This is a genomic window from Thalassospira profundimaris WP0211 (assembly GCF_000300275.1).
Taxonomy (GTDB): domain Bacteria; phylum Pseudomonadota; class Alphaproteobacteria; order Rhodospirillales; family Thalassospiraceae; genus Thalassospira; species Thalassospira profundimaris.
This window is the reverse complement of sequence record NZ_AMRN01000002.1, coordinates 224,806-246,935: the sequence shown is the minus strand read 5'-3', so window position 1 is coordinate 246,935 and position 22,130 is coordinate 224,806. Positions and strand designations below refer to the sequence as shown.

28 protein-coding genes are annotated in these 22,130 nt (G+C 64.8%); 23 read left to right on the top strand and 5 right to left on the bottom strand.

The features are described 5' to 3' along the window. Nucleotides 1–288 carry a type II toxin-antitoxin system RelE/ParE family toxin gene (locus TH2_RS05310; protein WP_008889378.1) on the bottom strand — a complete coding sequence of 96 codons (288 nt, stop codon included), beginning with the start codon at nt 286–288 and terminating at the stop codon, nt 1–3. A gap of 4 nt (nt 289–292) precedes the next feature. After that, nucleotides 293–532 carry a ribbon-helix-helix domain-containing protein gene (locus tag TH2_RS05305; protein ID WP_040822905.1) on the bottom strand — a complete coding sequence of 80 codons (240 nt, stop codon included), beginning with the start codon at nt 530–532 and terminating at the stop codon, nt 293–295. A 70-nt stretch (nt 533–602) separates the two neighbouring features. Between TH2_RS05305 and TH2_RS05300 the strand changes: the two genes are divergently transcribed. Genes TH2_RS05300 through TH2_RS20495 form a run of 8 tightly spaced genes read left to right on the top strand, consistent with a single transcriptional unit; the run spans nt 603 to nt 6,606 of the window. Continuing rightward, nucleotides 603–938, top strand: coding sequence for a DUF2190 family protein (locus TH2_RS05300; protein ID WP_008889376.1), 336 nt, complete (start codon nt 603–605; stop codon nt 936–938). 8 nt (nt 939–946) lie between these two features. Next, complete coding sequence (locus TH2_RS05295; RefSeq protein ID WP_202948992.1) at nt 947–1,252, top strand: head-tail joining protein; 306 nt, start codon at nt 947–949, stop codon at nt 1,250–1,252. Next, the gene (locus TH2_RS05290) at nt 1,249–1,920 is read left to right on the top strand and encodes a DUF6441 family protein (RefSeq protein ID WP_008889374.1); all 672 of its coding nucleotides are present in this window, start codon (nt 1,249–1,251) and stop codon (nt 1,918–1,920) included. The genes TH2_RS05295 and TH2_RS05290 overlap by 4 nt, the downstream gene beginning before the upstream one ends. 3 nt (nt 1,921–1,923) lie before the next feature. Beyond that, nucleotides 1,924–2,361 (top strand): hypothetical protein, encoded by a 438-nt coding sequence (locus TH2_RS05285; protein WP_008889373.1) that lies wholly within the window; start codon nt 1,924–1,926, stop codon nt 2,359–2,361. A 27-nt stretch (nt 2,362–2,388) separates the two neighbouring features. Beyond that, nucleotides 2,389–3,339 carry a phage tail tube protein gene (locus TH2_RS05280; RefSeq protein ID WP_008889372.1) on the top strand — a complete coding sequence of 317 codons (951 nt, stop codon included), beginning with the start codon at nt 2,389–2,391 and terminating at the stop codon, nt 3,337–3,339. Then, nucleotides 3,336–3,848, top strand: coding sequence for a hypothetical protein (locus TH2_RS20500; protein ID WP_008889371.1), 513 nt, complete (start codon nt 3,336–3,338; stop codon nt 3,846–3,848). Before TH2_RS05280 ends, TH2_RS20500 begins: the two co-directional genes overlap by 4 nt. 29 nt (nt 3,849–3,877) lie before the next feature. Next, the gene (locus tag TH2_RS05270; RefSeq protein ID WP_008889370.1) at nt 3,878–4,060 is read left to right on the top strand and encodes a DUF7697 family protein; all 183 of its coding nucleotides are present in this window, start codon (nt 3,878–3,880) and stop codon (nt 4,058–4,060) included. Then, complete coding sequence (locus tag TH2_RS20495) at nt 4,060–6,606, top strand: phage tail tape measure C-terminal domain-containing protein (RefSeq protein ID WP_008889369.1); 2,547 nt, start codon at nt 4,060–4,062, stop codon at nt 6,604–6,606. Before TH2_RS05270 ends, TH2_RS20495 begins: the two co-directional genes overlap by 1 nt. 40 nt (nt 6,607–6,646) lie before the next feature. Here TH2_RS20495 and TH2_RS21950 read toward each other — a convergent pair whose 3' ends face one another. Next, complete coding sequence (locus TH2_RS21950) at nt 6,647–7,012, bottom strand: 4-fold beta flower protein (protein ID WP_415674386.1); 366 nt, start codon at nt 7,010–7,012, stop codon at nt 6,647–6,649. Between the two features lie 100 nt (nt 7,013–7,112). Here TH2_RS21950 and TH2_RS05260 point away from each other — a divergent pair, with 100 nt between their 5' ends. From TH2_RS05260 to TH2_RS05175, 15 genes are all read left to right on the top strand, one after another. After that, a complete protein-coding gene (locus TH2_RS05260) occupies nt 7,113–7,598 on the top strand; it encodes a hypothetical protein (RefSeq protein WP_008889368.1) in 486 nt (161 codons plus the stop codon). Between the two features lie 54 nt (nt 7,599–7,652). Continuing rightward, the gene (locus TH2_RS20490; RefSeq protein WP_008889367.1) at nt 7,653–8,111 is read left to right on the top strand and encodes a hypothetical protein; all 459 of its coding nucleotides are present in this window, start codon (nt 7,653–7,655) and stop codon (nt 8,109–8,111) included. 16 nt (nt 8,112–8,127) lie between these two features. Then, the gene (locus tag TH2_RS05250; RefSeq protein ID WP_008889366.1) at nt 8,128–8,802 is read left to right on the top strand and encodes a hypothetical protein; all 675 of its coding nucleotides are present in this window, start codon (nt 8,128–8,130) and stop codon (nt 8,800–8,802) included. After that, nucleotides 8,802–10,361, top strand: coding sequence for an RCC1 domain-containing protein (locus TH2_RS05245; RefSeq protein ID WP_008889365.1), 1,560 nt, complete (start codon nt 8,802–8,804; stop codon nt 10,359–10,361). The genes TH2_RS05250 and TH2_RS05245 overlap by 1 nt, the downstream gene beginning before the upstream one ends. 221 nt (nt 10,362–10,582) lie before the next feature. Then, the gene (locus TH2_RS21205; protein ID WP_008889363.1) at nt 10,583–10,795 is read left to right on the top strand and encodes a hypothetical protein; all 213 of its coding nucleotides are present in this window, start codon (nt 10,583–10,585) and stop codon (nt 10,793–10,795) included. Further along, nucleotides 10,788–11,330 (top strand): DUF1833 family protein, encoded by a 543-nt coding sequence (locus tag TH2_RS05230; protein WP_008889362.1) that lies wholly within the window; start codon nt 10,788–10,790, stop codon nt 11,328–11,330. Before TH2_RS21205 ends, TH2_RS05230 begins: the two co-directional genes overlap by 8 nt. Next, complete coding sequence (locus TH2_RS05225; protein ID WP_008889361.1) at nt 11,330–11,731, top strand: NlpC/P60 family protein; 402 nt, start codon at nt 11,330–11,332, stop codon at nt 11,729–11,731. Before TH2_RS05230 ends, TH2_RS05225 begins: the two co-directional genes overlap by 1 nt. After that, the gene (locus TH2_RS05220) at nt 11,731–14,100 is read left to right on the top strand and encodes a host specificity factor TipJ family phage tail protein (protein WP_008889360.1); all 2,370 of its coding nucleotides are present in this window, start codon (nt 11,731–11,733) and stop codon (nt 14,098–14,100) included. Before TH2_RS05225 ends, TH2_RS05220 begins: the two co-directional genes overlap by 1 nt. Before the next feature lie 23 nt (nt 14,101–14,123). Beyond that, a complete protein-coding gene (locus TH2_RS05215; protein WP_008889359.1) occupies nt 14,124–14,414 on the top strand; it encodes a DUF6127 family protein in 291 nt (96 codons plus the stop codon). A gap of 68 nt (nt 14,415–14,482) precedes the next feature. Continuing rightward, complete coding sequence (locus tag TH2_RS05210; protein WP_008889358.1) at nt 14,483–15,157, top strand: YcbK family protein; 675 nt, start codon at nt 14,483–14,485, stop codon at nt 15,155–15,157. Then, complete coding sequence (locus TH2_RS05205; protein WP_008889357.1) at nt 15,154–15,411, top strand: hypothetical protein; 258 nt, start codon at nt 15,154–15,156, stop codon at nt 15,409–15,411. Before TH2_RS05210 ends, TH2_RS05205 begins: the two co-directional genes overlap by 4 nt. A 312-nt stretch (nt 15,412–15,723) precedes the next feature. Further along, nucleotides 15,724–16,493, top strand: a protein-coding gene (locus TH2_RS20710; protein ID WP_414717972.1) for an IS5 family transposase whose coding sequence is annotated in 2 segments (ribosomal slippage) — nt 15,724–16,042 and nt 16,042–16,493 — 771 coding nt in all. Because the reading frame shifts where the segments join, the coding sequence is not laid out codon by codon here. A 231-nt stretch (nt 16,494–16,724) separates the two neighbouring features. After that, nucleotides 16,725–19,073: a heavy metal translocating P-type ATPase gene (locus TH2_RS05185; protein ID WP_008889353.1), complete on the top strand. Its 2,349-nt coding sequence runs from the start codon at nt 16,725–16,727 to the stop codon at nt 19,071–19,073. 34 nt (nt 19,074–19,107) lie between these two features. Then, nucleotides 19,108–19,395 carry a TFIIB-type zinc ribbon-containing protein gene (locus tag TH2_RS05180; protein WP_008889352.1) on the top strand — a complete coding sequence of 96 codons (288 nt, stop codon included), beginning with the start codon at nt 19,108–19,110 and terminating at the stop codon, nt 19,393–19,395. A gap of 182 nt (nt 19,396–19,577) precedes the next feature. Beyond that, on the top strand, nt 19,578–20,090 hold the full coding sequence (locus tag TH2_RS05175; protein ID WP_008889351.1) for a L,D-transpeptidase family protein: 513 nt from the start codon (nt 19,578–19,580) through the stop codon (nt 20,088–20,090). Here TH2_RS05175 and lnt read toward each other — a convergent pair. Further along, nucleotides 20,071–21,678, bottom strand: a complete 1,608-nt coding sequence (gene lnt, locus TH2_RS05170; RefSeq protein WP_008889350.1) for an apolipoprotein N-acyltransferase — start codon at nt 21,676–21,678, stop codon at nt 20,071–20,073. The two genes, TH2_RS05175 and lnt, sit on opposite strands and share 20 nt — an antisense overlap. Next, on the bottom strand, nt 21,645–22,127 hold the full coding sequence (gene lspA / locus TH2_RS05165; protein WP_238538662.1) for a signal peptidase II: 483 nt from the start codon (nt 22,125–22,127) through the stop codon (nt 21,645–21,647). Before lspA ends, lnt begins: the two co-directional genes overlap by 34 nt. Between the last annotated feature and the right edge of the window lie 3 nt (nt 22,128–22,130).

Genomic DNA, 22,130 nt, shown 5'->3' with positions numbered 1-22,130 from the left:
CTAAACCAGACTGATCAGATCCCGGCGGCCATGCACGGCTCTCACGATCTCGACCCCGGCATCGGTGATCCGATAGAGCAGGAGGTAGGAGCCGCTGACCAGATAGCGCAGACCCGGGCGAATGTCGTCGCGCGCCGCGCCCATCTCCGGGTGATCGGCCAGATGGCTGGCGGCCTCGTCCAGTCGGTCGAGAACACGGTCGGCGGCCGCCGGGTCGTCCTCCGCGACATGCAGCCAGATGTCGATCAGGTCCTCGCGGGCCTTGTTCGTGAAGACGACACGCGCCATGGGGTCAGGCGAGGCCTTTGCGTCGGCGGGCCTCGGCCTTGATGTCGTTCATGCTCAACCCGGGCTCGGCGGGGCCGCTGGCGACGCCTTCGTCCCACATCTGGCCCAGAAGGCGGCGGGTCTTCCATTCCCGCAAGGCTTCCCGGATCACCTCGCTGGAGGAGGCGTAGTCGCCGCTTTTGACCGCTTCCTGCAACAGGTGCGCGTGCTCGTCGGTCAGGGAAACGCTGATCTTCTCGGTCATATCCGGATCCTCCTGTCTCCAAAAGTAGGAAATATTCGCACCAAGCGCAAGCACACGAAAGGACCATTCCATGCGAAACTACATTCAGCCCGGCAACACGATCACCCTTGCGGCCCCCTACGATGTCACTTCTGGCGGCGGTCTGCTGGTCGGCGCGCTGTTCGGCGTCGCCGGTGGCGATGCGCTGGCCGGTGAGGCGGTGGAAACCAGCCTTGTCGGTGTCTTCGACCTGACCAAGGCGGCCTCGCAGGCCTGGAGTGTCGGCGACAAGGTCTACTGGGACGACACCAACAAGGTCGCCACCAAGACGGCGACCGGAAACACCCTGATCGGCGTGGCGATCGAAGCGGTGGGAGGCACCGCGACCGACACCATCGGCCGTGTGCGGCTCAACGGCAGCGTCTGATGTCCGTAATGGATGCCGCCATCGATGCCCTGTTCGGGGATCCCACCATCGCGCGGGACGCTCTCTACGTTCCGGCAGGTGGCGAGGCGGTGTCCGTTCGGCTTGTTGCTCGTCGTCCGGACGAGATCATCGGCTTCGGCGAGACCCGCATCCACACCGAGACCACGGTGTTTGATGTTCGGGCGTCCGAGGTCGCCGGTCCCCGTCCGGGCGATCGGCTGACCCTGGACGGTGTCGACTACGTGATCCAGGGCGAGCCCGAGCGGCGCGATCCGGATCGGCTGATCTGGACTCTGGACGTGAGACCTTCGTGAAATTTTCCGCTTCCATTGCCGGTTCCCTGAAGGCCGATCTCAAGGCGGAGATGCGCCAGATCGAAAAGGCGGTCGCTGAAGGGGTCAAGGACGCTGGCGACGGTCTCAAGGGCAGCCTGCGCCGCCAGGTGATCACGGCGGGGCTCGGCCCCCGTCTGGCCCGGACCTGGCGTTCCCGCGCCTATCCCAACAAGGGGCATGACGCGGCGAGCCTCGTCTGGTCCAAGGCGCCCGATATCGTGCGCAGCTTCGATCGGGGCGCGGTGATCCGTGGCAAGAGCGGGTTCTGGCTCGCCATTCCGACAGCAGCGGCGCCCAAGCGGGGTAAGCCTGTCCCCGCGGAGGCGGGGGGCGGCAAGCGGATCACGCCGGCCACGTTCCCGGAGCATCGCTTCGGCCCCTTACGGTTCGTCTACCGGCGGGGCGCGCCGTCGCTGCTGGTGGTGGACGGGGTGCGGATCAGTGCCAAGACCGGACGGGTCGGCCGCCGGGCCAAGGGCGGCGCTTTCACCAAGACCGGGCGCATGAAGTCCGGCATCACCACGGTGGTGATGTTCGTGATGGTGCCCCAGGTCCGCATGCCGAAGCGGCTCGACGTTCGCCGTGCGGCGGAAACCTGGACAGGGCGGGTGCCGGGTCTGATCGGCCGCCATACCCGTAAGGACTGACCCATGCCCGCGACCAAGACCGAGCAGATCCTCGATGCCCTCAAGACCCGGCTCGAGACCATCCCGGACGCCACCGTCGAGCGCAATTCTGTGGTGCCCGAGAAGATCTCGACCGGCGGATTGCTGATCCTGCGTGACGGCACGCCGGGCGAGCCCGAGCAAGCCTTGGGCGGGTTCGGTGGCGTCTACTGCCGACAGGAGGCCGAGATCGATATCACCATCGAGGACGGCGACGCCACATCCCGCGATGCGGCCTTCGACGCCTTGTTGCAGATGGTCGGTTCGATCCTCGATGCCGACCCCACCCTCGGCGGCCTGGCCTTCGGCATGACCTACGGTCGGCCCGAGATCGACACCGAAGCTGTTGTCGGCGCGCCTGCCATCAAGGCCGGCACTTTGATCGTCGCCATTGAGTTCGAGGCCGACACGGCCCTCGGCTGAATCTACAGAAAACCAGGAGAACCCATCATGGCCCGAGCCTATGGTTCGAGCGCCACGCTGCTGCTCAAGCGGGAAACCGCCTACGGGCAGGCGGCCAGTGGCGACTACATCCGCATGCCCTTCAATCGCTGCACCCTGGGTTCCGAGCAGGGCCTGATCGACGATCCGGTCCTCGGCCAAGGCCGCGATCCGCTGGCACCCTTGCAGGACGTCATCAACGACGAGGGCGAGATCGTCGTGCCCATGGACCCGCGTTACCTCGGGATCTGGCTCACCGGCCTGTTCGGTGATCCGGTCACCACGGACAATCTGGACGGCACATTCGATCATCTGTTCGTCTCCGGAAACGATGCCCTGCCGAGCTACACGGTCGAGGTCGGCATGTCCCAGGTGCCCGCGTTTTTCCTGCACACCGGCGTGGTGTTGGGTTCCATCGCGCTGGAGTTCCAGCGATCCGGCGCGGCCGCCGCGACCCTTGGCGTCATCGCCCAGGGCGAGAGCCGCAAGGCGGCCACGCAAGGAGGTGTACCGACGAGCTTGGCGTTTACCAGGATCAGTCAGTTCCAGGGGTCGATCACCCGGGCCGGTAATCCGATCGGCAATCTGACCGGCGGCTCGCTCACCTATTCCAACAACCTGGAGAAAATCGAGACCATCCGTTCTGACGGCAAGATCGACGGGGCCGATCCCACGGTGGCGGCCTTGACCGGACGCATCGACGTTCGCTTCGCCGATACCACCCTGATCGACCTCGCCTCGGGCGGCACGCCGGTGGACCTGACCTTCGGGTACACGGTCGGTACCGCCAAGGTCGCGTTCGCTGCCCACGAGGTCTATCTGCCCAAGCCCAAGCTGGCCGTCGAGGGGCCGGGCGGGGTGCAGGCCAGTTTCGACTTCCAGGGCGCGCGCAATGAGACCGCCGGGCGGATGCTCGACGTCACCCTCACCAACGATCTGGACGGGACGGAATACGCATGATCTCCCTGAAGCAAACCAGCGAGCCCTTTGACATCGAGCTTCCCTACGGCATCACGGTCACCGTGAAGCCGCTCACCACCGCCGGCATGGCGGCGGCCCAGGCGGCCGCACGGCGTCGGGTCGAGGGGCTGGAAGCGCAGTTCAAGGAACGGATCGAGGCGGGGCTGTCCGCCGACGGGCTCCCCGATCTGGCGAGCGATGCCGAACGCGATGGTCTGTTCCAGGACCTGCTGATCAAGGAACTGGCGATCCGCCATGTGAGCGCCTGGACGGGCATCGAAGACGACCCGCCGGTGACGCCGGAGAACGTGGCCGCCGTCATGGCTCTCTATCCCGTCGGCGAGCGGTTCTTTCATGAGTTCACGCTCAAACAGGTGCTGCTCACCGCCGCAAAAAACGGATCAGGGCTCTCTGCCGCTGGCACTTCCAGCCGGGCGGAGGGCCGGGATACTGCGAAGCCTGCGAAACGGACTGCGGCCAACAGTGCCCCCGACGCAAGTACGCCCTGATCACGGACGAAGAGCACCAGGCATGGGATGTGCTGCAAGCATGCCTCGGGCAGCTGCGGTTGGCTGCATCCGGCCATGTGCTCGGCATTGACCTGGGCGTGGCCCTCAACATCGCCGAAGCCCGAGGCCATGACCTCGCCATTGTCTCCGAACTGCTCCAGGAGGCGGGGGCGGGCTTGGTCGATGCGATGAACTCCAAGGATGCCGATTGATGGCCAAAGCCAAGCACACCTACGCTGTCCGTCTTGCCGTCGAGGGCGGTAGAAAGGTCAAGGCCGAGCTGGTCTCGGTCGGTGACAGCGGCGAGCGGTCGCTGAAGAAGATCGACCGTGCCGGCGGTAAGGCCTCGCGTGGGCTGACCGGCCTGGCCGACCGTGCCCGCAAGTTGACCCTGGGCATGCGCAGTCTGGTCGGGGCGATGGCGGGGGCTGCCGCCGTCGGTGGTTTGGCGACCCTGATCGACCGGTCCATCTCGGCCGCCGATGCCATCGCCAAGACCGCCGACAAGCTGGGTGTGGGCGTCGAGGCGCTTCAGGAACTGCGCTTTGCCGCCCAACTGGCGGGGGTTCAACAACAGACCCTGGACATGGGCCTGCAGCGCTTCACCCGGCGCGTCGCGGAAGCGGCCAAGGGCACCGGCGAGGCCAAACAGGCGCTGACCGACATGGGTATCGCGCTTCGCGATCAACATGGCAACATTCGCCGTTCCGAGGATCTGCTGAACGACGTGGCGGAGGCCTTCAAGCGTACCGAGGATCCGGCGGAACGGCTGCGGCTCGCCTTCAAGCTGTTCGACAGCGAAGGCGTGGCCATGGTCAACATGCTGGTCGGCGGCGCGGACGCGCTGGAAGCCACCCGTCGCCATGCCCGCGACCTCGGCATCGTGCTGGAGGAGGATCTGGTCCGCAATGCCGAGGAGGCCCACAGCCAGTTGGATACCTTGGGCAAGGTGGTCTCCGCCAACCTGACCCGCGCCATGCTGGATCTGGCCCCGGCCATCACCGACGTCTCGTCGAACCTGGCCGATCTGGCGGCCGATGCCGCCACCGCCTACGAGCAGATCAAGTTGGCTCTGTCCGGCGATTTTAACTTCGATGGCTTGTCGGAACGCGCCACCCGGCGCATCGTCGATGAGCGCCGCCAGGAACTGCAGGAGATCGCCCGCGAACTGAAAGAGATCGGAGACATCGGGTTCGCAGACGATCCCATCGCCTGGGGGCGCAAGGTCGCGCTCGAGCGCCGCTTGCAAGAGCGGGGCGAACAGTACCGCCAATGGGCGGCCAAGCTCGCCTGGATGCAGCGCGACGACAATGCCGATGTCCCGGACGCGCCGGACGGCGCTTCGACACCCGATACCATCGAGGCCGATATTCGCGCCGCCCAGGACCGGGCCCAGCGCATCGCCCAGATCGAGACCGATCTGCAACGCCAATTGTTCGAGGCCACCCACGAGGGGGCGGACCGCATCCGCGCCGAGTACCAACAGCTTGTCGCCGAGATGCAGACGCTCATCAAGCCCGATGGCGGCAACCTGGATCAGGTGGGTGAGATCATGGCCCGGGCGGCGGCCGTGCGGGACGCCAAGCTGGCCCGTCTCGCGGCCCAGGAAGAGGAAGCGGCAAGGCGCCGCCAGGCAGCCAACACCCGCGTCATCGAAAACCTGCGCGCAGAGCGTGACGAACTGGCGATGACCGACAAGGAACGCTTCGTCTCCCAGGCTCTGCGGCGTCTGTCAGCGGATGCCACGGACTCTCAGCGCCAGCAGGTCCGTGATTTGGCTGGCGCCTTGTTCGACGAACGCCAAGCGATCGAGGCGCGTACCAAGGCGGAAGAGGAAGCCGCTCGTCTGCGTGAGAAGGGAAAGTCCCTCACCGAGCAATTGCGCACGGTCGAGCAGGCCTATGCCGATGAAGTGCGAGAGTTGAACGCCCTCCTTGCGGCGGGCGCCATCAACCAGGAAACCTTCGCCCGCGCTTCGGAACAGGCCTATGACCGGATGTTGCGCGCCAGCGACGACTGGTCGGCGGGCGTGGTCCGAGCGCTTCGCGACTACGCGCGGGAATCCTCGGACGCGGCGACCCAGTTCGAGCAGGCGACCACCCGGGCGCTCAAGGCCGGCGAAGACGCCTTCGTCCAGTGGGCGACCACCGGCAAGGTCAGTGCGTCCGACCTGTTCAACAGCATCGCCGAGGAGGCTCTGCGCGCCGCCTATCGCATGGCGGTGATCAAGCCCTTCAGGTCGCTGTTCGAGGGCATCTTCTCGTCCATCGGAGGCTCTATCGCCGGCAGCCTGTTCGGCGGTGGTTCGGAGATGATTGGCGATTTCCCGGCCCCCGGCCCGGTCCAGGTGGCTCACGGTGGTGGCGTGATCGGCGGAGACGTTTTGCCCAGCCGGTCGGTCTCACCGGTCCTGTTTGAAAACGCGCCCCGGTTCCACGGCGGTGGCGTGGTCGGAGCCGAAGTGCCGATCATCGCCCAGCGCGGCGAAACCGTGTTCACGCCAGGCCAGATGCGGGCGCTCGGCACGGAACTCGGTCAACGGCCCGAGGTCCAGGTGAATGTCCATGTCGATAATCGCGCCCCTGGCACGGAGGCCCGCGCCCAGTGGCGCTCGGACGGCAACGGCGGCTTGAGCCTCGACATCGTGGTCGAGCAGATCGAGGGCCAGATCGCCCGCAATATCGGTCGCGGCGAAGGCCTGGCTCCGACCATGGAACGCCGCTACGGGCTTAATCCGGCGGCGGGAGCTTATCGGTGAGGAAAGCCAGCAAACAAACTTGGCTGTTAGAAAAATGAGTCTACTGCGCCACCCATGCGAAGAAAGACAAAGATGACCAGCCTCCAGCAGGCCTCGCTGGTCGAGCGGGTCTTGCAGGTCGTGCCGGGCGGGCGGGTCGCGCTGGTTTGGCAGCCCTAGCGGCTCGTGCGGGTCTTGCAGGTCTCGCCGTGCCCGAAACCCCCTCTTTCGGGTTCCATGCCACAGGATGTCCCGATTGATCTAAGCAGAGCAGTCCCTTCACCGGTCCTAACCAATCGCCTGTGGAGGCCGACCAAGCATGTCCGTTCGAGATGTATGCCAGCCAATCCATGTCTACACTGAAAATATGATGTCCAGGATCAATCCAAGCGACAAGGTCGCAATCCTTATCAAACAGGGGGTGCACGACCAAACCTCCTTACCTTAAGAAATGTCCACATAAACCTGTTTAGGTAAAACCAATCATAGTTGCCACCCATAATTATTGTACTTGGGAACGCTAGCGCATGGGTACGTCCATCTCCTGGCCCACGACCCTACCACTGCCCACCATCGAGGGCTACGGCGTCCATCCGGGCGAGGCGATCCTGCGCACCGAGATGGAGGCAGGACCGGCGCGGCAACGGCGGCGGTTCACGAGCATGCCGAGCCGGATCTCGGTGCGCTGGCTGTTTCGCCGCCAGCAGTTCGCCCTCTTCGAGGCCTGGTACCGCTGGCACGCCAAGGAGGGCGGCGCGTGGTTCGAGATCGACTTGCTGGGCGGCCTCGGGCTGGTCGCCCACGAGGCCCGGTTCACCCGCCAGTTCGAGGCCCGTGTGCGCGGTGGCGTGCTCTGGGAAGTGACCAGCGAACTGGAAATCCGTGAGCGTCCGACGCTGTCCGAAGGGGCGATGAACCTCCTGCTGGAAGAAGAGATGACGGGACTCGGCGTCAGCATCGAAGCGCTGCACACCCTGGTCCACGCGACCCTGCCCGGACCGCACGTCTGGTAACACCTTTTTTGTCCCTGTCGCACCTCCGGTGCTCCTCGCCTCTTGGAGTATCCCATGACCATCGAGACCGACCTGCGGGCCGCCGCCGACAAGGCGACGGCCGACAGCCTGTTGCTGCATCAGATCGTCCACGGCGATGCCGAGACCACCGTCTCGACCGAAGGCGGCCCGGTGAAGTCTGTCGCCAAGGCGATCGACGACGTGGAGGCCAGTGTCGCGGCGAGTACGGCGACGATCACTCAGGCCGTCGATGACGCGGATGCGTCCCGCGCCGCTGCCGAACTGGCCCGCGATCAAGCCGTCGATGCACGGGATGCGGCACTCGGTGCCGTCGGCACCGTGGCCGTTTCGGAAACAGATGCGGCTCCCGCCAGCTTGGCCTCGAAGATCGAGGCCGGGGTGGGGCTGGAGGCCACGATCGCCAATTCCGGTGGCGACGAGCGGCTCGCCATCTCCGTGACCCCGCAGGTTCACGCCGGCGCCCTGGTGGCGTTGGCCCGCGGCTTCATCTGAACTGAACGAGGACCCCATGGCCAATCAACCGATCTTCGTGTCCGGCTATCGCCAGGACACGACCGTTCTGCGCGCCGATCTCGGCAACGCGGCGCAGGATATTTTCACGCCAGGCGCCGCTGGCACCCGTCTCCATGCCTTGGCGCTCGGCAATGACGGTGAGACGGAAGTGACGGTGGAGTTCGGTACCTATGACGTGGTGTTCTCCGGGATCGAGGTGAACATCGTCCCCGGCGCCACGCCGGCCACGGATCCCTTCACCGTTACCCGCGTCGACGACCAGTCCTGGCCTATCACGGAAAACCTCCAGGTCCTGACACTGTGGAACGCGGCGACCGTCAATCGGGGCGACTATCGTCTTTCTGGAACGGCCGAGCAGACTCCGGGCTCCGGGATCTTCGACGTCCTCAACGTCCAGAACACCCCCGGCAACGCCATCGCGCAGGAACTGGGCGTATTCATCGACGCCTATCGGTGGCGGCCCCTGTGGGCCGTGACCGTGCCCGCGCGCGCCGGGTTCGACGGCAACCCGTCCGCAGCCGGTCTCGATCTCGAGACGCTGCCCTGGCTCGATCTCACGGGCGATCGCTGGCTGTTGCTGACCGCCCCGCTGGCGGCCCGCATTCCGGCCAATGCCAACGCGGTCGCGACCGGCAACGTCCACATCACCTTCTTCGGCGGTGACTACTGATGAGCAATTCCACCATCACCGCCGACCTGCCGCGCGTGGAACGGCGGGGCGGTCAGGGGGCTGCCGTCGGGCTCAACAACGGGAAGCCTGACCAGCATTTCGTTGTCACGCTCCAGAATTCCACCCTGTCGGGCGGGCAGGAGACCATCGGGTCCAATTCCGACATCACCTATTACCACAACTGCTTCCTCACCAAGGATGGCCTGCTGCATATGTCGGGCGCGCACAACAACTACACCTTGGCGCAGGGAAACACTGGCTTCAGCGTCCATGACACGAAAAAGGTCGCCTTGCTGCGCCACGATCAGAACGCCACCTGGGGGGTGATCGGCGATCCCGTGGCGATCCGCGCTGCCTATGACTGCACGATGGTTCTGACGGACCAAGGTGACGTGGCGGTCTGGGGTTACAATGGCCACGGACAGCAGGGACGAGGTCATGCGTCCGGAAATGGATATGCCCAAGGCATAACAGGGACCAATGTTGGTCCACGATCCGGCATCAAGGGGCGCGAGGTCGTGGAAATCGACCTCACCAAGGGGTATCCGAACTCCGGGCACACCCTATACGTCCGGTGCAAGGACGGCACGGTTTGGGGCTGGGGCTATAACGGCTACGGCCAGTTGGGGCAGAACAACACCTCGAATTGCTACACGCCCGTCCAACTGCATGACAACACGGGCTCGCCCGTTGACGACGCCATCGGCATCTTCGCGGGGCACGGCAACTATCAAGCCGTCTTTGTCCTTCGCGCGGACGGCACGCTGTGGTCTTGCGGGCAGAACAACTGGGGCAAGCTGGGCGATGGGACCACCGGGAACCAGTACCGCCTGAAGCCTTGCGTTGGCCTTCCAGCCGACTCCCCCATCAAGAAGGTCCAACTCGGCGGGTCGAGCCGTGGGGCCAGCACTTATGTTCTGCTGAAGGATGGCCGTGTCTTCGGGACCGGGTACGGGGGGCAGTATCAGTTGAACGCCTCCGCTTCCAACTGGAGCGGCTTCAATCAACTGGCCTTTCCCACCGGCGTCGGCGGGTTCACCGACATGTGGATCGCGGGTGAATACGCCCAGGCGTATTTCAACGCGGATGACGGGGCCTGCTATGCCTGCGGATACAACGGCAATGGCCAATTGGGTGTCGGATCCACGTCCAACGCGTATATGGGCAAGATCAATCTTCCCTCGGGCGTGCAGTTGAAGAAGGTCTCCACGGGCGGCGCCTACGACGGGGCCACCCAACGGCACACCACCATCATGCTGGGCACGGATGGCGAGGTATATACCTGCGGCCATTACGCTGGGTACTTCTTCGGGAACAGCGGTGGCAGCAACTGGCAGAAACCCGTGTGCTGGTACCGCCCCTGGCCAAAATATGCGGACGATCCCCTCCGTCGGAAGGTGGTGGACGTGGTGTCCCATGCCTACACCTCCGAATGGGGGGCGTTCGTGCTCCTGAACAATGGAGAACTGTGGGCGGCCGGGCGCAACAGCAGCAACAAGCTGGGGACGGAGGCGACCAACAGCTATCCGACCTTCGTGGAACGGGTGGAGATTCACTGATGCCTTTTATCAGCTATGTGGAAAGCCCGGACGGTTGGCACTTTCTCCCACCGGGGGAGTGGATCGACGGCGAATTCGAGTGGCTTTGTGAAGTCGATGGGCGTCACTACGCCCATGTCACGTCCCTGATCTTTGAGGTTTGAGATTATGGAGAGCAAGCCGAAGGCATCGACCTTCAGCATCATGGCGAAGCGGAAATCCAGCACATCCTGGACCAGTCGGTGCCGGTCCAACGCGTGCGCGAGGAGCGGGCGTCGGAATACCAACGGGCGCTGCCGACCGGCGAGCAGTTGGACGCCATCCTCAAGGCCTTCAATCATCTGCGCATGAACGGCACGACCTTGCCCGCCGAGATGAACGAGGTCATCGGCCGCTGGCTCGCCGTCAAACGCGCGCATCCCAAGCCGACCCTGCTGGACGATCCCAATGCCTGATCCGGCCCTGTCCCAGGCGATCAAGGAAGCCTATGCCACCGCGCCGTCGGACGTCGTGATCCTGCATACCCTGGAACTGCGCCATCCGGCCTTCGAGGATGGCGATGGCCACCCCACCGCCATCCGCGTGGTGCGGGACCACCGGGACCTGACCGCCCGACTGGAGCCCTCGGCGCCGATCGACGGCGGGGAGATGGTGACCTTCGTGGCGCTCGCCTTCGATCTGTCGCTGCCGCCCATCGACACCGCGCCGGTCCCCGAGATCACGGTGACGCTGGATAACGTGAGCCGAGAGATCGTCCGCCATCTGGATGCAGCGGCCGTCTCCCAGGACAAGATCGAGATCACCTATCGGCCCTATCTCTCCACCGATCTGGAAGGGCCGCAGATGGACCCGCCGATCACCCTGGTTCTGACCGAGGTGGAGGCCAACGCGCTCCAGGTCACCGGGCGGGCGCGGATGCTCGACATCGGCAACAAGACCTTCCCCGGCGAAACCTACACCGCCAAGCGCTTTCCTGGACTGACGCGATAATGCACTGGGCAGAAACCTACATCGGCCTGCCGTGGTCCGCCACGGGGGAAGGCCCCGGTTCGTTTCATTGTTGGGCCTTCGTGTGCTGGGTTCAGGAGCGGCATTTCGGGCGAGCCTTGCCCGTGATCGCCAACCCCGAGGACCTGCTGGGTATTGCCCGAGATTTTCGTGACCACCCGGAACGGAAACGCTGGATCCAGGTTGATGCTCCCGCCGAGGGGGACTGCGTGCTCATCCGCCAGGCCCGCTATCCAATCCATGTCGGCGTCTGGCTGGACGTGGACGGCGGCGGCGTTCTGCACTGCGCCCAGGAGGCCGGGGTGGCGTTCCAGGGCGTGACCGCGCTGGCGGCCAACGGCTGGCGCATCGAAGGCTATTACCGTTTCACCGGGGAAAACTGATGCTCGCCGCCGTGACCATGGTCCGTAACCCGTTCTGTCCGGATCGGGACCGCGAAGTGTGCCCGGTGCTGAGCCTGACCACGGTGCGCGGCTGGCTCGATAACAGGGGTGTTGGCGAATTCGACCGCCCGACCATCTGCCTGCACAATGGCAGGGCCGTTCTGCGCGCCGACTGGACCACCACGGTCATCGCCGACGGTGACGTGGTCGCGTTCGTGACCCTGCCCCAAGGCGGTGGCGGAGGCGGTGGGGGCGGAAAGAATCCGCTGCGCACCGTGCTGTCCATCGCCGTCATGGTGGCTTCGTTCGCCCTCGGCGGTCCGCTGGGCGCGGCCATGGGCATCTCAGCCAACGCCGGGGCAGCGCTCGGCATCGGCGCGGGTGTCCTGCAGCAGGCCATCGGTGGGGCGATCATCTCGCTCGCCGGCATGGCGTTGATGAATGCCGTGGTGCCGGCGCCCAAGCCCTCGGTGCCGTCGCTCAGTTTCGGATCGGTCGGCGCGCCACCGGCACCAAGTCCCACCTATTCCCTCTCGGCCCAGGGCAACGAGGCCCGTCTCGGCCAGCCGATCCCGGTGCTCTATGGCCGCCACCTGATCTATCCCGACCTTGCCACCCAGCCCTATCAGGAGTTTGCCGGCAACGAGCAGTATCTGTTCCAGCTTCATGTGATCGGCCAGGGCGAATACGACCTGGAACAGGTGCGCATCGAGGACACGCCCATCGCCGCCTTCGAGGAGGTGGAAACGGAGATCGTCGGCCCTGGCGGCACGGTCACCTTGTTCGAGACCGATGTGGTCACGGCGCCCGAGGTCGCGGGTCAGGAATTGCGCAGCACGGGCGATGGCGGCGATTGGGTCGGACCCTTCACGGCCAATCCCGTCGAGACCCAGGCCGGGCACATCGGCATCGACGTGGTGTTCGCTCGAGGTCTCTACTACGCCAATGACGCAGGCGGGCTCGACACCCGGAGCGCCCAGTGGGAGGTGCAGGCCAGGGCCGTCGACGACGACGGTCAGGCCATCGGAGACTGGACGACGCTCGGCACCGAGAGCCATTCGGCGGCCACCAACACCGCGCTGCGGCTCAGCTACAAGTACGCCGTCACGCCGGGCCGCTACGAGGTCCGGATGATCCGGCTGGATGCCATCGACACCTCGTCGAGGGCCGGGCATGAACTGCGCTGGGGCGCGCTGCGCGCCTATCTGGAAGGCACGCCCGACTTCGGCCAAGAGGCGGGGAGCGGCGGAGCCGCGACAGGGACACAAGGAGTGACCCTGCTTGCCGTCAAAATGCGGGCCACCGACAACCTGTCCCAGCGCTCTTCGCGGATGATCAACTGCGTGGTCACCCGCCGGCTACCGGTTTGGGAGCCGATTACAGGGTGGTCCGCACCACAGCCGACCCGTTCCATCGCCTGGGCCTTCGCCGACGCCTGCCGAGCATCCTACGGCGCCGGTCTGGCGGACGGTCGGATCGATCTGTTGGCGCTCTATGCCCTCGATCAGATCTGGACCGGGCGGGGCGATACCTTCGACGGCGTGTTCGACAGCGCCATGACCGTGTGGGAGGCGCTGACCCGGATCGCCCGTTGCGGTCGCGCCGTGCCGGTTCTCCAGGGGGGCATCGTGCGTCTGTTTCGGGATGCGGCGCAGACCTTGCCGGTGGCGATGTTCGGGCCGCGCAACATCGTCAAGGGCTCGTTCAAGATCCAGTACATCATGCCGGGCGAGGACACCGCCGACGCGGTCACCGTCGAGTTCTTCAACGCCCGGGCCTGGAAGCCGGATGAAGTCACGGCAAGCCTGCCCGACAGCGCCGCCGAAAAGCCCGCCAAGGTGACCCTGTTCGGCTGCACCGACGAGGCCCAGGCCGCCCGCGAGGGGCTCTACATGGCCGCCGACAATCGTTATCGGCGCAAACTGGTCTCCTGGCGCACCGAACTGGACGGGTTGATCCCCACCTACGGCGATCTGGTCGCCGTCACCCACGACATGCCCCGCTGGGGCCAGGGTGGGGAGGTGGTCGCCTGGGACGAAACGGAAGCACTGCTGTCGGTCTCGGAGCCCTTGGAGTGGGTAGAGGGCCAGGACCACTACATCGCGCTGCGCCGTCGTGACGGCAGTCCCGCCGGGCCGTTCCACGTGGAGGCCGTCGTTGGCGAGGGTCGGACGCTCCGGGTTCTCGATCCTCTGGGCTTCGCTCCCTATACCGGCACCGCCGAGGAGCGCAGCCACTTCGCCTTCGGCCCCGGCGAAACCTGGAGCGCCAAGGCCCGCGTCATTGCCGTTCGCCCGCGCGGCGAGCAGGTGGAAATCACCGCCGTCGGCGAGGACGCGCGCGTTCACGAGGCCGACCTGGCCGCCTGATCAGATCCAGATTGGAGACCACCATGAACTGCCCTTCGACGAAGGACGGGTATGTCGCCATGCCCGAGGCCGAGTTCGAGCAATTGCTCGAACTGGCGGCCGAGCGAGGGGCCAAGCGGGCGCTGGCCGATGTCGGCTTGGTCGACGAGGACGCGCCCGGCGACATCCGCGACCTGCGCTCCCTGCTGAGCAGCCTCAGGCTCGCCAAGCGCACGGCCGTCCAGACCAGCGTACGGCTGATTACCACCGGAATCCTGCTCGCCCTAATGGCCGGCATCGCCATCAAGCTGAAGCTGTTCGGCAATGGGCCCTAATTGGCCCCGACGAGCCCCAACCCACCAGCCCGCCGTCCGGCGGGCTTTTTTGTGCCCGGAGACCACCGATGACGACGAGCTATTTCAACCACTGGCGCGATGTGCCCGAGGACTCGTGGCGCTGGAAGAACTTCTCGCCTGCCGAGATCGCCTGCCGAGGCAGCGGCTCCCTGCGGATCAACGAAGATGCGCTCGACAAGCTCCAGGCGCTGCGCGATCGGCTTGGCAAGCCCCTCATCGTCCGTTCGGCCTACCGCAGTCCGGCGCATAACCGGGCCGTCGGCGGCGCGCCACGCTCGACGCACATGGACGGCACGGCCTTCGACATCGCCATGGCGAACCACGACCCGGTCGCCTTTGAGGCGGCGGCGCGAGAGGTCGGCTTCCTCGGGTTCGGTTTCTACCCGCGCTCCGACTTCATGCACATTGATCTCGGTCCTGCGCGGCAGTGGGGCGAACGCTTCCCGGTTCGGGCGACGGCGTTTGCCGCGGAAACGCTGCCGGCGCGCGAGGTGCTGGCCGACAGCCGCACGATGAAGGGTGGCGGCGCGGCCGGTGTGGCGACGCTCGGCGCCGCGGGTGTCGAGGTTGCGCAGAGCGTCCTGACGGACACCCAGTCCGCGATCCTGCCGCTCGTGCCCTACCTCGATACGCTGCGCTGGGTGTTCATCGCCTTAGCGCTCGCGGGCGTTGCCGTCACGATCTACGCGCGGCTTGATGACTGGAAGCGGGGGCGTCGATGATCGCCGCTCTGTTCACCGGGATCGCGGCCGCCCCGTGGATCCGGGCGGCCCTGCATTACGCGGCCATCGCACTCGCCGTCCTTCTGTTCTTGCTGGCCCTTCGGCGCTCCGGCGAGCGTGCGGGACGGCTGGCGGAACGCCTTGAAACCATGGAGAAGGCCAATGACGTCCAACGTCGGATGCTGGAAGCGGCGGCTCGCCGTCCTCGCGATCGCAGCGATCTCGCTGACCGGCTGCGGGACGGTTCGTTCTGAGGACGGCAGGCTCGCGACGTGCCCGCCCGTGGTCGAGTATGGCCGGGAGTTCAAGGTGCAGGCGGCGGAGGAGCTGGCCCTCCTGCCGGGAGGTTCGGTCATCGCTGAGATGCTGAGCGACTACGCGGTGATGCGGGAGCAAGCGCGAGTGTGCGATGGGTCGAGGGCATGGCGTTGACCGGCAGACGTCGCTACTCGACGACTGGATAAAATGGCTGCCCCCAGTCCTCCAAAAGGTTGTCCATCATTAGGGTCAGGACCCATTGATCATTGGCTTGCGGCATGATTCAGCCTCAGCAAGGAGACTGACCAATGAGCAACCTTTTCTGGCTGACGGAGGCGCAGATGGCGCGGCTCCAGCCCTTCTTTCCCAAGAGCCATGGCAAGCCGCGGGTCGATGACCGGCGCGTGCTGAGCGGGATAATCTTCATCAATCGCAACGGGTTGCGGTGGCGGGATGCGCCGAGGGAGTACGGCCCTCCCAAGACCCTCTACAACCGCTGGAAGCGGTGGAGTGACAAAGGGGTCTTCGCCCGGATGATGGATGGCCTGGCCGCCGAGGCCGCTGTTCCGAAGACGGTGATGATCGACGCGACTTACTTGAAGGCGCACCGCACGGCGACCAGCCTGCGGTCGAAAAAGGGGGCCCCGGCGACCTGCGCGGCCGTCTGATCGGCCGAACGAAGGGCGGCATGAACACCAAGCTGCATGCCGTCACCGACGCCGAGGGGCGCCCTCTCCGCTTCTCCATGACCGCCGGCCAGGTAAGCGATTACACCGGCGCCGCGGCCCTGCTGGGCAGCCTGCCAAATGCGGAGTGGTTGCTGGCCGACCGCGGTTATGATGCCGACTGGTTCCGAGAGGCGTTGAAAGACAAGGGGATAAAGCCCTGCATCCCGGGCCGGAAGTCACGCGGCAAGCCAATCAAGCATGACAAGCGCCGCTACAAACGCCGCAACCGGATCGAGATCATGTTCGGGCGACTGAAGGACTGGCGACGGATTGCTACCCGCTACGACAGGTGCCCGACGGTCTTCCTCTCCGCCGTCGCCCTCGCAGCAACAGTCATGTTCTGGCTATGACGCGAGAACGAGTCCTGACCCTAACGTGGGCAGGACCATCACGTTACGTTTTTGCATGATCGATTGCATTGAGTTTCCTTTCGCATTTTCTTTCTGCCTCGCCAAAACGGGGCAATCCGCTGTCAGTCCTACCAAAAAACAGGACATGAAGACCAACCGATTTTTCACTTGAAGCTCTAGTTGCTGTAGGTGCTATGTTGATCTGAACTGTCCGAATCCCGAGGTCCGTTCATGCCGTCTGATATCCACCGCCATGATGATACCGACGCTCCGCAGGCATCCGGCGACGGCTGCTGCGAAGGCAGTCGAAGCTGTGGCGACGTCGCTCCAGTGACGCCCGCGCCGTATGCCGGGCGCAGCTTTCAGGTTTCAGGCCTCGATTGCGCCGAGGAGGTCGCGATCCTGAACAAGGTGGTCGGCCCGAAGATCGGCGGGGCGGAGCATCTCGCGTTCGACGTGATCAATGGACGGATGACCATCCTCGACAGCGCAATGCAGGTATCGGACGGCGAAGTTGCAGAACTGGTGGCAAGCACCGGCATGACCGCCAAGCCCTGGGATGCCGAAAACGCGTCGGTCGACCAGGCGGCCCATCTTGCACGACAGCGGCTGTTTACGGCGCTCAGCGGCGGCTTCTGGGCCGCGGGATTCCTGTGGCACATCATCGAGACCGGCATGGGCGGGGCGCTCGGCCTTTTCGCGGGGCACGGCGAAGCGCCGATGCCGCTGGTCGAGGCAGGGCTGTTCGCGGTTGCGATCCTGTTCGGTGTCTGGCTCGTGGCACCCAAGGCATGGTCGTCCGCTCGGCGGCTGTCGCCGGACATGAACCTGCTCATGGTTGTCGCCGTGGCCGGTGCCATCGGGCTTGGCGAATTCTTCGAGGCGGCGACGGTCGCGTTCTTCTTCTCGCTCTCGCTCTACCTCGAAAGCTGGAGCGTCGGGCGTGCAAGGAATGCGGTCTCGGCGCTCTTGGATCTTGCACCACCGACGGCGCGCGTGATCCGCGAAGACGGAAGCGAGGCCGACGTTCCGGCGGCTCAAGTCGCCGTAGGCGCAAGCTTCATAGTACGCGGTGGCGACCGTATCCCGCTGGATGGTGAGGTGACGGACGGCGCGGGCGCGGTCGATCAGGCGCCAATCACCGGAGAGAGTGCGCTGGTCACAAAGGAACGAGGCGACGAAGTCTATGCCGGCACGATCAACGGCGAAGGCACATTGACGGTGCGCGCCACGAAGGCCGCCTCGGACACCGTCTTGGCCAAGATCATCCGCATGGTCGGCGACGCCCATGCCCGCCGCGCGCCGGTGGAGCAATGGGTGGCGAAGTTCGCCCGCATCTACACGCCTATCGTCATGGCTCTCGCCATTGCAATTGCCCTGCTGCCGCCGCTCATTTTGGGTGGGGCCTGGGATTATTGGTTCTACAATGCACTCGTGCTGCTGGTGATCGCCTGCCCGTGTGCTCTGGTCATCTCGACACCGGTCTCCATCGTCGCTGCACTCACCGCCTCTGCGCGGGCCGGGGTGCTGATCAAGGGTGGTGCATATGTTGAGGCACCGGGCAAGACCACTGCACTGGCCATGGACAAGACCGGCACGATCACCATGGGCGAGCCCGAGGTGGCGGCGGTGCATCCGCTGGGCAAAGCATCGGCGCAAGATCTGATGACCCTCGCCGCTGGACTGGAGGCACGTTCCTCGCATCCCTTGGCGCGCGCCATTCTCACGCGGGCAGAAGCCGACGGCATCAATGTGTCCGCCGCGGAAGATACCCGAACCGTTCCCGGTAGGGGACTTGAAGGACGCACAGACGGCCGGTCGATCTGGCTGGGGTCCGACCGGTTTGCCGAGGAGAAGGGTTTCGGCGACGCCATTCCAAAGGATTTGCGCGACCGCATAGAAGGCGCCGGCAGCACCCTTGTTGCCGTGGGCGACGACACCGGCGTGACCGGCATCCTGGAATTGCGCGACCGTATCCGCCCCGACGCCAAGGGCATCGTGGCACAGCTCCACGCGCAAGGCGTGAAGACCATCGTCATGCTGACGGGCGACAACGAGCGGACAGCGCGCGCCGTTGCCGCCGAGGTCGGCATCGACGAGGTCCGTGCCGAGCTTCTGCCCGAAGACAAGGTGACAGCCATCGAAGAACTGGTCGAAACGCATGACATGGTGGCCATGATCGGCGACGGAGTGAACGACGCCCCCGCCATGGCGCGTGCGCATTACGCCATCGCGATGGGTGCTGTTGGTTCGGACGCGGCAATCGAGACGGCGGATATTGCCCTGATGACCGACGACCTCGGCAAGGTGCCTTGGCTGATCGGTCATTCGCGCCGGGCCATGACGATCATCCGTCAGAACATCGGCATTTCGCTGGCGACGAAGGCGCTGTTCGTCGGGTTGACTGCCTTCGGCATGGCCTCGATGTGGGGCGCCATTGCGGCGGATGTCGGTGTGTCGTTGCTGGTTGTGGCCAACGCGCTGCGGCTGTTGAACGGCCACAAGGCCAAGACGCCGCCATGCCGCGGCGAGCCGGTTGGCGAAGGCTTGTCCAAAGGGGCGCTGGCACATGGTCATTGAACTGAGAGAACCCGGAGAGGAGCCGAGACGAGACATGAGCGTGAAGGGCAGGATGATGTGTCCGGTTTGCGAGGTGCCCTTGAGCATGACCGACCGCCAGGGGATCGAGATCGACTTCTGTCCCGATTGCCGGGGTGTCTGGCTCGACCGGGGCGAACTGGACAAGATCATCGAGCGTTCGGCACCCGATTTGGCGCCTCAGCGCGTGCCTGAGCCGCGCGGCTACGACGATGATCGCGGCTACGGGCGCGGAAAGCACGGCGGCGGCGACGGCAAGCACGGCTACCGCCGCAAATCCTGGCTTCACGAGTTGTTCGATTAAGGCCTGCCGGGGCCTCCCTGCCGGTCGCCCTCAAGGCGCTGCGGTAGGCACACAAGGCATTAAGCGGTGAGCAGGTTGGCCCACAGATGGCAAAGGCCGCGCTTGCCCACGGACATTGATCACGCAGCATTGGCAAGGTAACGTAATGTCCATATCAGGCCTCACGAAAGAGGCATCGAGCAGTGAAAACCATCCGATTTCCCCGCCGCGCCGTCCTGTTGGGCGGGTTGGCAGCGTTTCTGTCCGGCTGCGCCAGCAAGTTCCGCAGCTATGGCGGACCCGAGGTGACCCGCGTTCGGCTTTACAAGGGGCAGCGCTTGCTTGTTCTCGACGGAGCCGATCGAGTATTGCAAACCTATCCGGTCGGACTGGGTTTTGCTCCTGAGGGGCACAAGCAATTCGAGGGAGACGGCCGGACTCCGGAGGGCACCTACATAGTCGATAAGCGCAACCCTGAAAGTACGTATCATCTTTCAGTTGGTATCTCTTATCCGAATGAGGCCGACATCGCCTTTGCCGAAGCGCAGGGCTTTTCCCCCGGCGGCGACATCTTCATCCATGGTGGTCCACGCCCCGGCATCGATCCGACGAACGTCCGCGACTGGACAGCTGGCTGCATCGCGGTCACAGATCGGCAGATCGAGGACATCTATGCAATGGTGAAGGACGGAACACCTATCCACATCTTTGCATGACGGTCTTTCTCATGCGGCGGAAACGAGCCGTCGCATTGGCCGTCAGAGCCCAGCTCCACGAAGCCAAGATGAGCGCCAACAGCATCCAGTCCCCGAAGCTCGCGTAGAGTGTCGGCGGACGCGCGGAGGGCAGACTAGCGTCGATGATGCCCGTTTCGCCGGTATCGAGCCGCGCAACGATCTCTCCGTTCGCGTCGATGACCGCAGAAATGCCCGTATTCGCGGCTCGGATGACAGGAAGGCCTTCCTCCACGGCGCGCATACGTGCGGAAGCCAGATGCTGCTCCGGTCCGATGCTGGTACCAAACCAGGCATCGTTGGTGGCGTTGAAGATCCAGTCAGGCCGGAACAGGTCGTCGACCACATGGCCTGGGAAGATGACCTCATAGCAGATCGCCACGGCGACCAGCGGCACACCCGGAAGCGCAAGCGTTCGCGGGCCCGGACCGGGCGTGAAATCGCCCAGCCCCGCTGTCAGCCGCTCGACCGGCAACCAGCCGCGAAATGGCACGTATTCGCCGAAGGGCACGAGATGGTGTTTCGCGTATCCGGTCAGGATCTCGCCGGTCTCGTCAAATGCCTGGACCGTGTTGAAATATCGGATCCCATACTCGCTCGGTACACGGTCCGGCACACCGGTGAGCAGCACCCTGCCGTCCGGTAGCGCAGCGGCAATGCGATCCCGCGCCTTCGTATCCTCATCGAGGAAACCCGGAAAGGCGGTTTCGGGCCAGAGAAGAACGTCGAAATCGCCGGGCCGGGTTGAAAGCTCAAGATAGCGCGCGAATGTCGCCTCGCGGTTCTCGGGCGCCCATTTCTCCCCTTGGGGAATGTTGCCCTGGACGATGCGCAGGTCGACACCGGGTGGCTGTTGTGCATCCGACTGGAGGCGAAGCGTGCCGACAGCCCACATCGTCGCGATGCCGGCCAGCGCCATGAGCGAAACGGTCAATCGTTGCCGCCCGGACGCCATGACAGCCGCGCCGGGAAGTGCCGCGACGAACACGGTGAGAAAGCTTAGCCCATAGCTTCCGACCCAGGCGGCGGTCTGGCGAAGGGTGGCGTAGTCTACAAGTGCGTAGCCGGCGAGGTTCCACGGAAAACCTGTCAGAACGTGACCACGCAACCACTCGGCCGCGGTCCACGAGGTCGCGAACAGGAGGCAGGCCAAGAGACTGCCCATGGCTCCGCGCCGCGCGATTTCGGCGAAAAGCGCGGCGGCAATGGCCGGGAAAATCGCGAGACCTGCGGACAATCCCGCGACGGCCGGGATCGCCATCGTCCCGAACCGCCCGGCCTCGACGTAAAAACTTTCCGCGATCCACGAAATCCCGAAACCGAACTGGCCAAGACCAAACGCCCAGCCGACGAGGAAAGCACGCCCAAAGGAGAGATCGCGAAGCCCGACAAACAACGCGGAATAGGCAAGGGGAACGAGCAGGAGAAGCGAGAAAGGCGGGAAAGTCAGAACCGCCAGCGCCCCGGCGACGAAACCAAGCGTCATCCGCGAAAGCAGACGGTAGCGCAGAGCGATGCGGTTCAGAATTTCCGGCTTCACGACTTGACCGAACGCCGCGCGCTGATCCATGGCGCGGCGAGCAAGAGCCCCACGCCACTGACCACAAACACATCGGCCATGTTGAAGGCAGGCCAGTGTGCGGTGCCAATGTAGAAATCGAGAAAGTCTGTTACAGCCCGATACCGCACACGGTCGATGACATTGCCCAGGGCTCCGCCAATGATCGCGCCATAGGCAAGCGTTTCCACCGTATTGTCGGCGCGAAACAGCATAACCCCCAGCCAAACACAGATGGCAAGAGCGAGAGCGATGAGGCTCCACCACGGCGCGCCGCCCAGCATCCCAAAAGTCACGCCGTCATTACGATAAAAGACGAGGTTGAATCCCGGAAACACGGAAATCCCGGCGCTTAAAGTGGCGGCATTCGCAACGACAATGGCTTTTGTTATCTGATCGATCGCGAACGCAGCAAGTGCTGCTAATACGCCGATCATCGGAGATACCTTGTTTAGTGACATTGC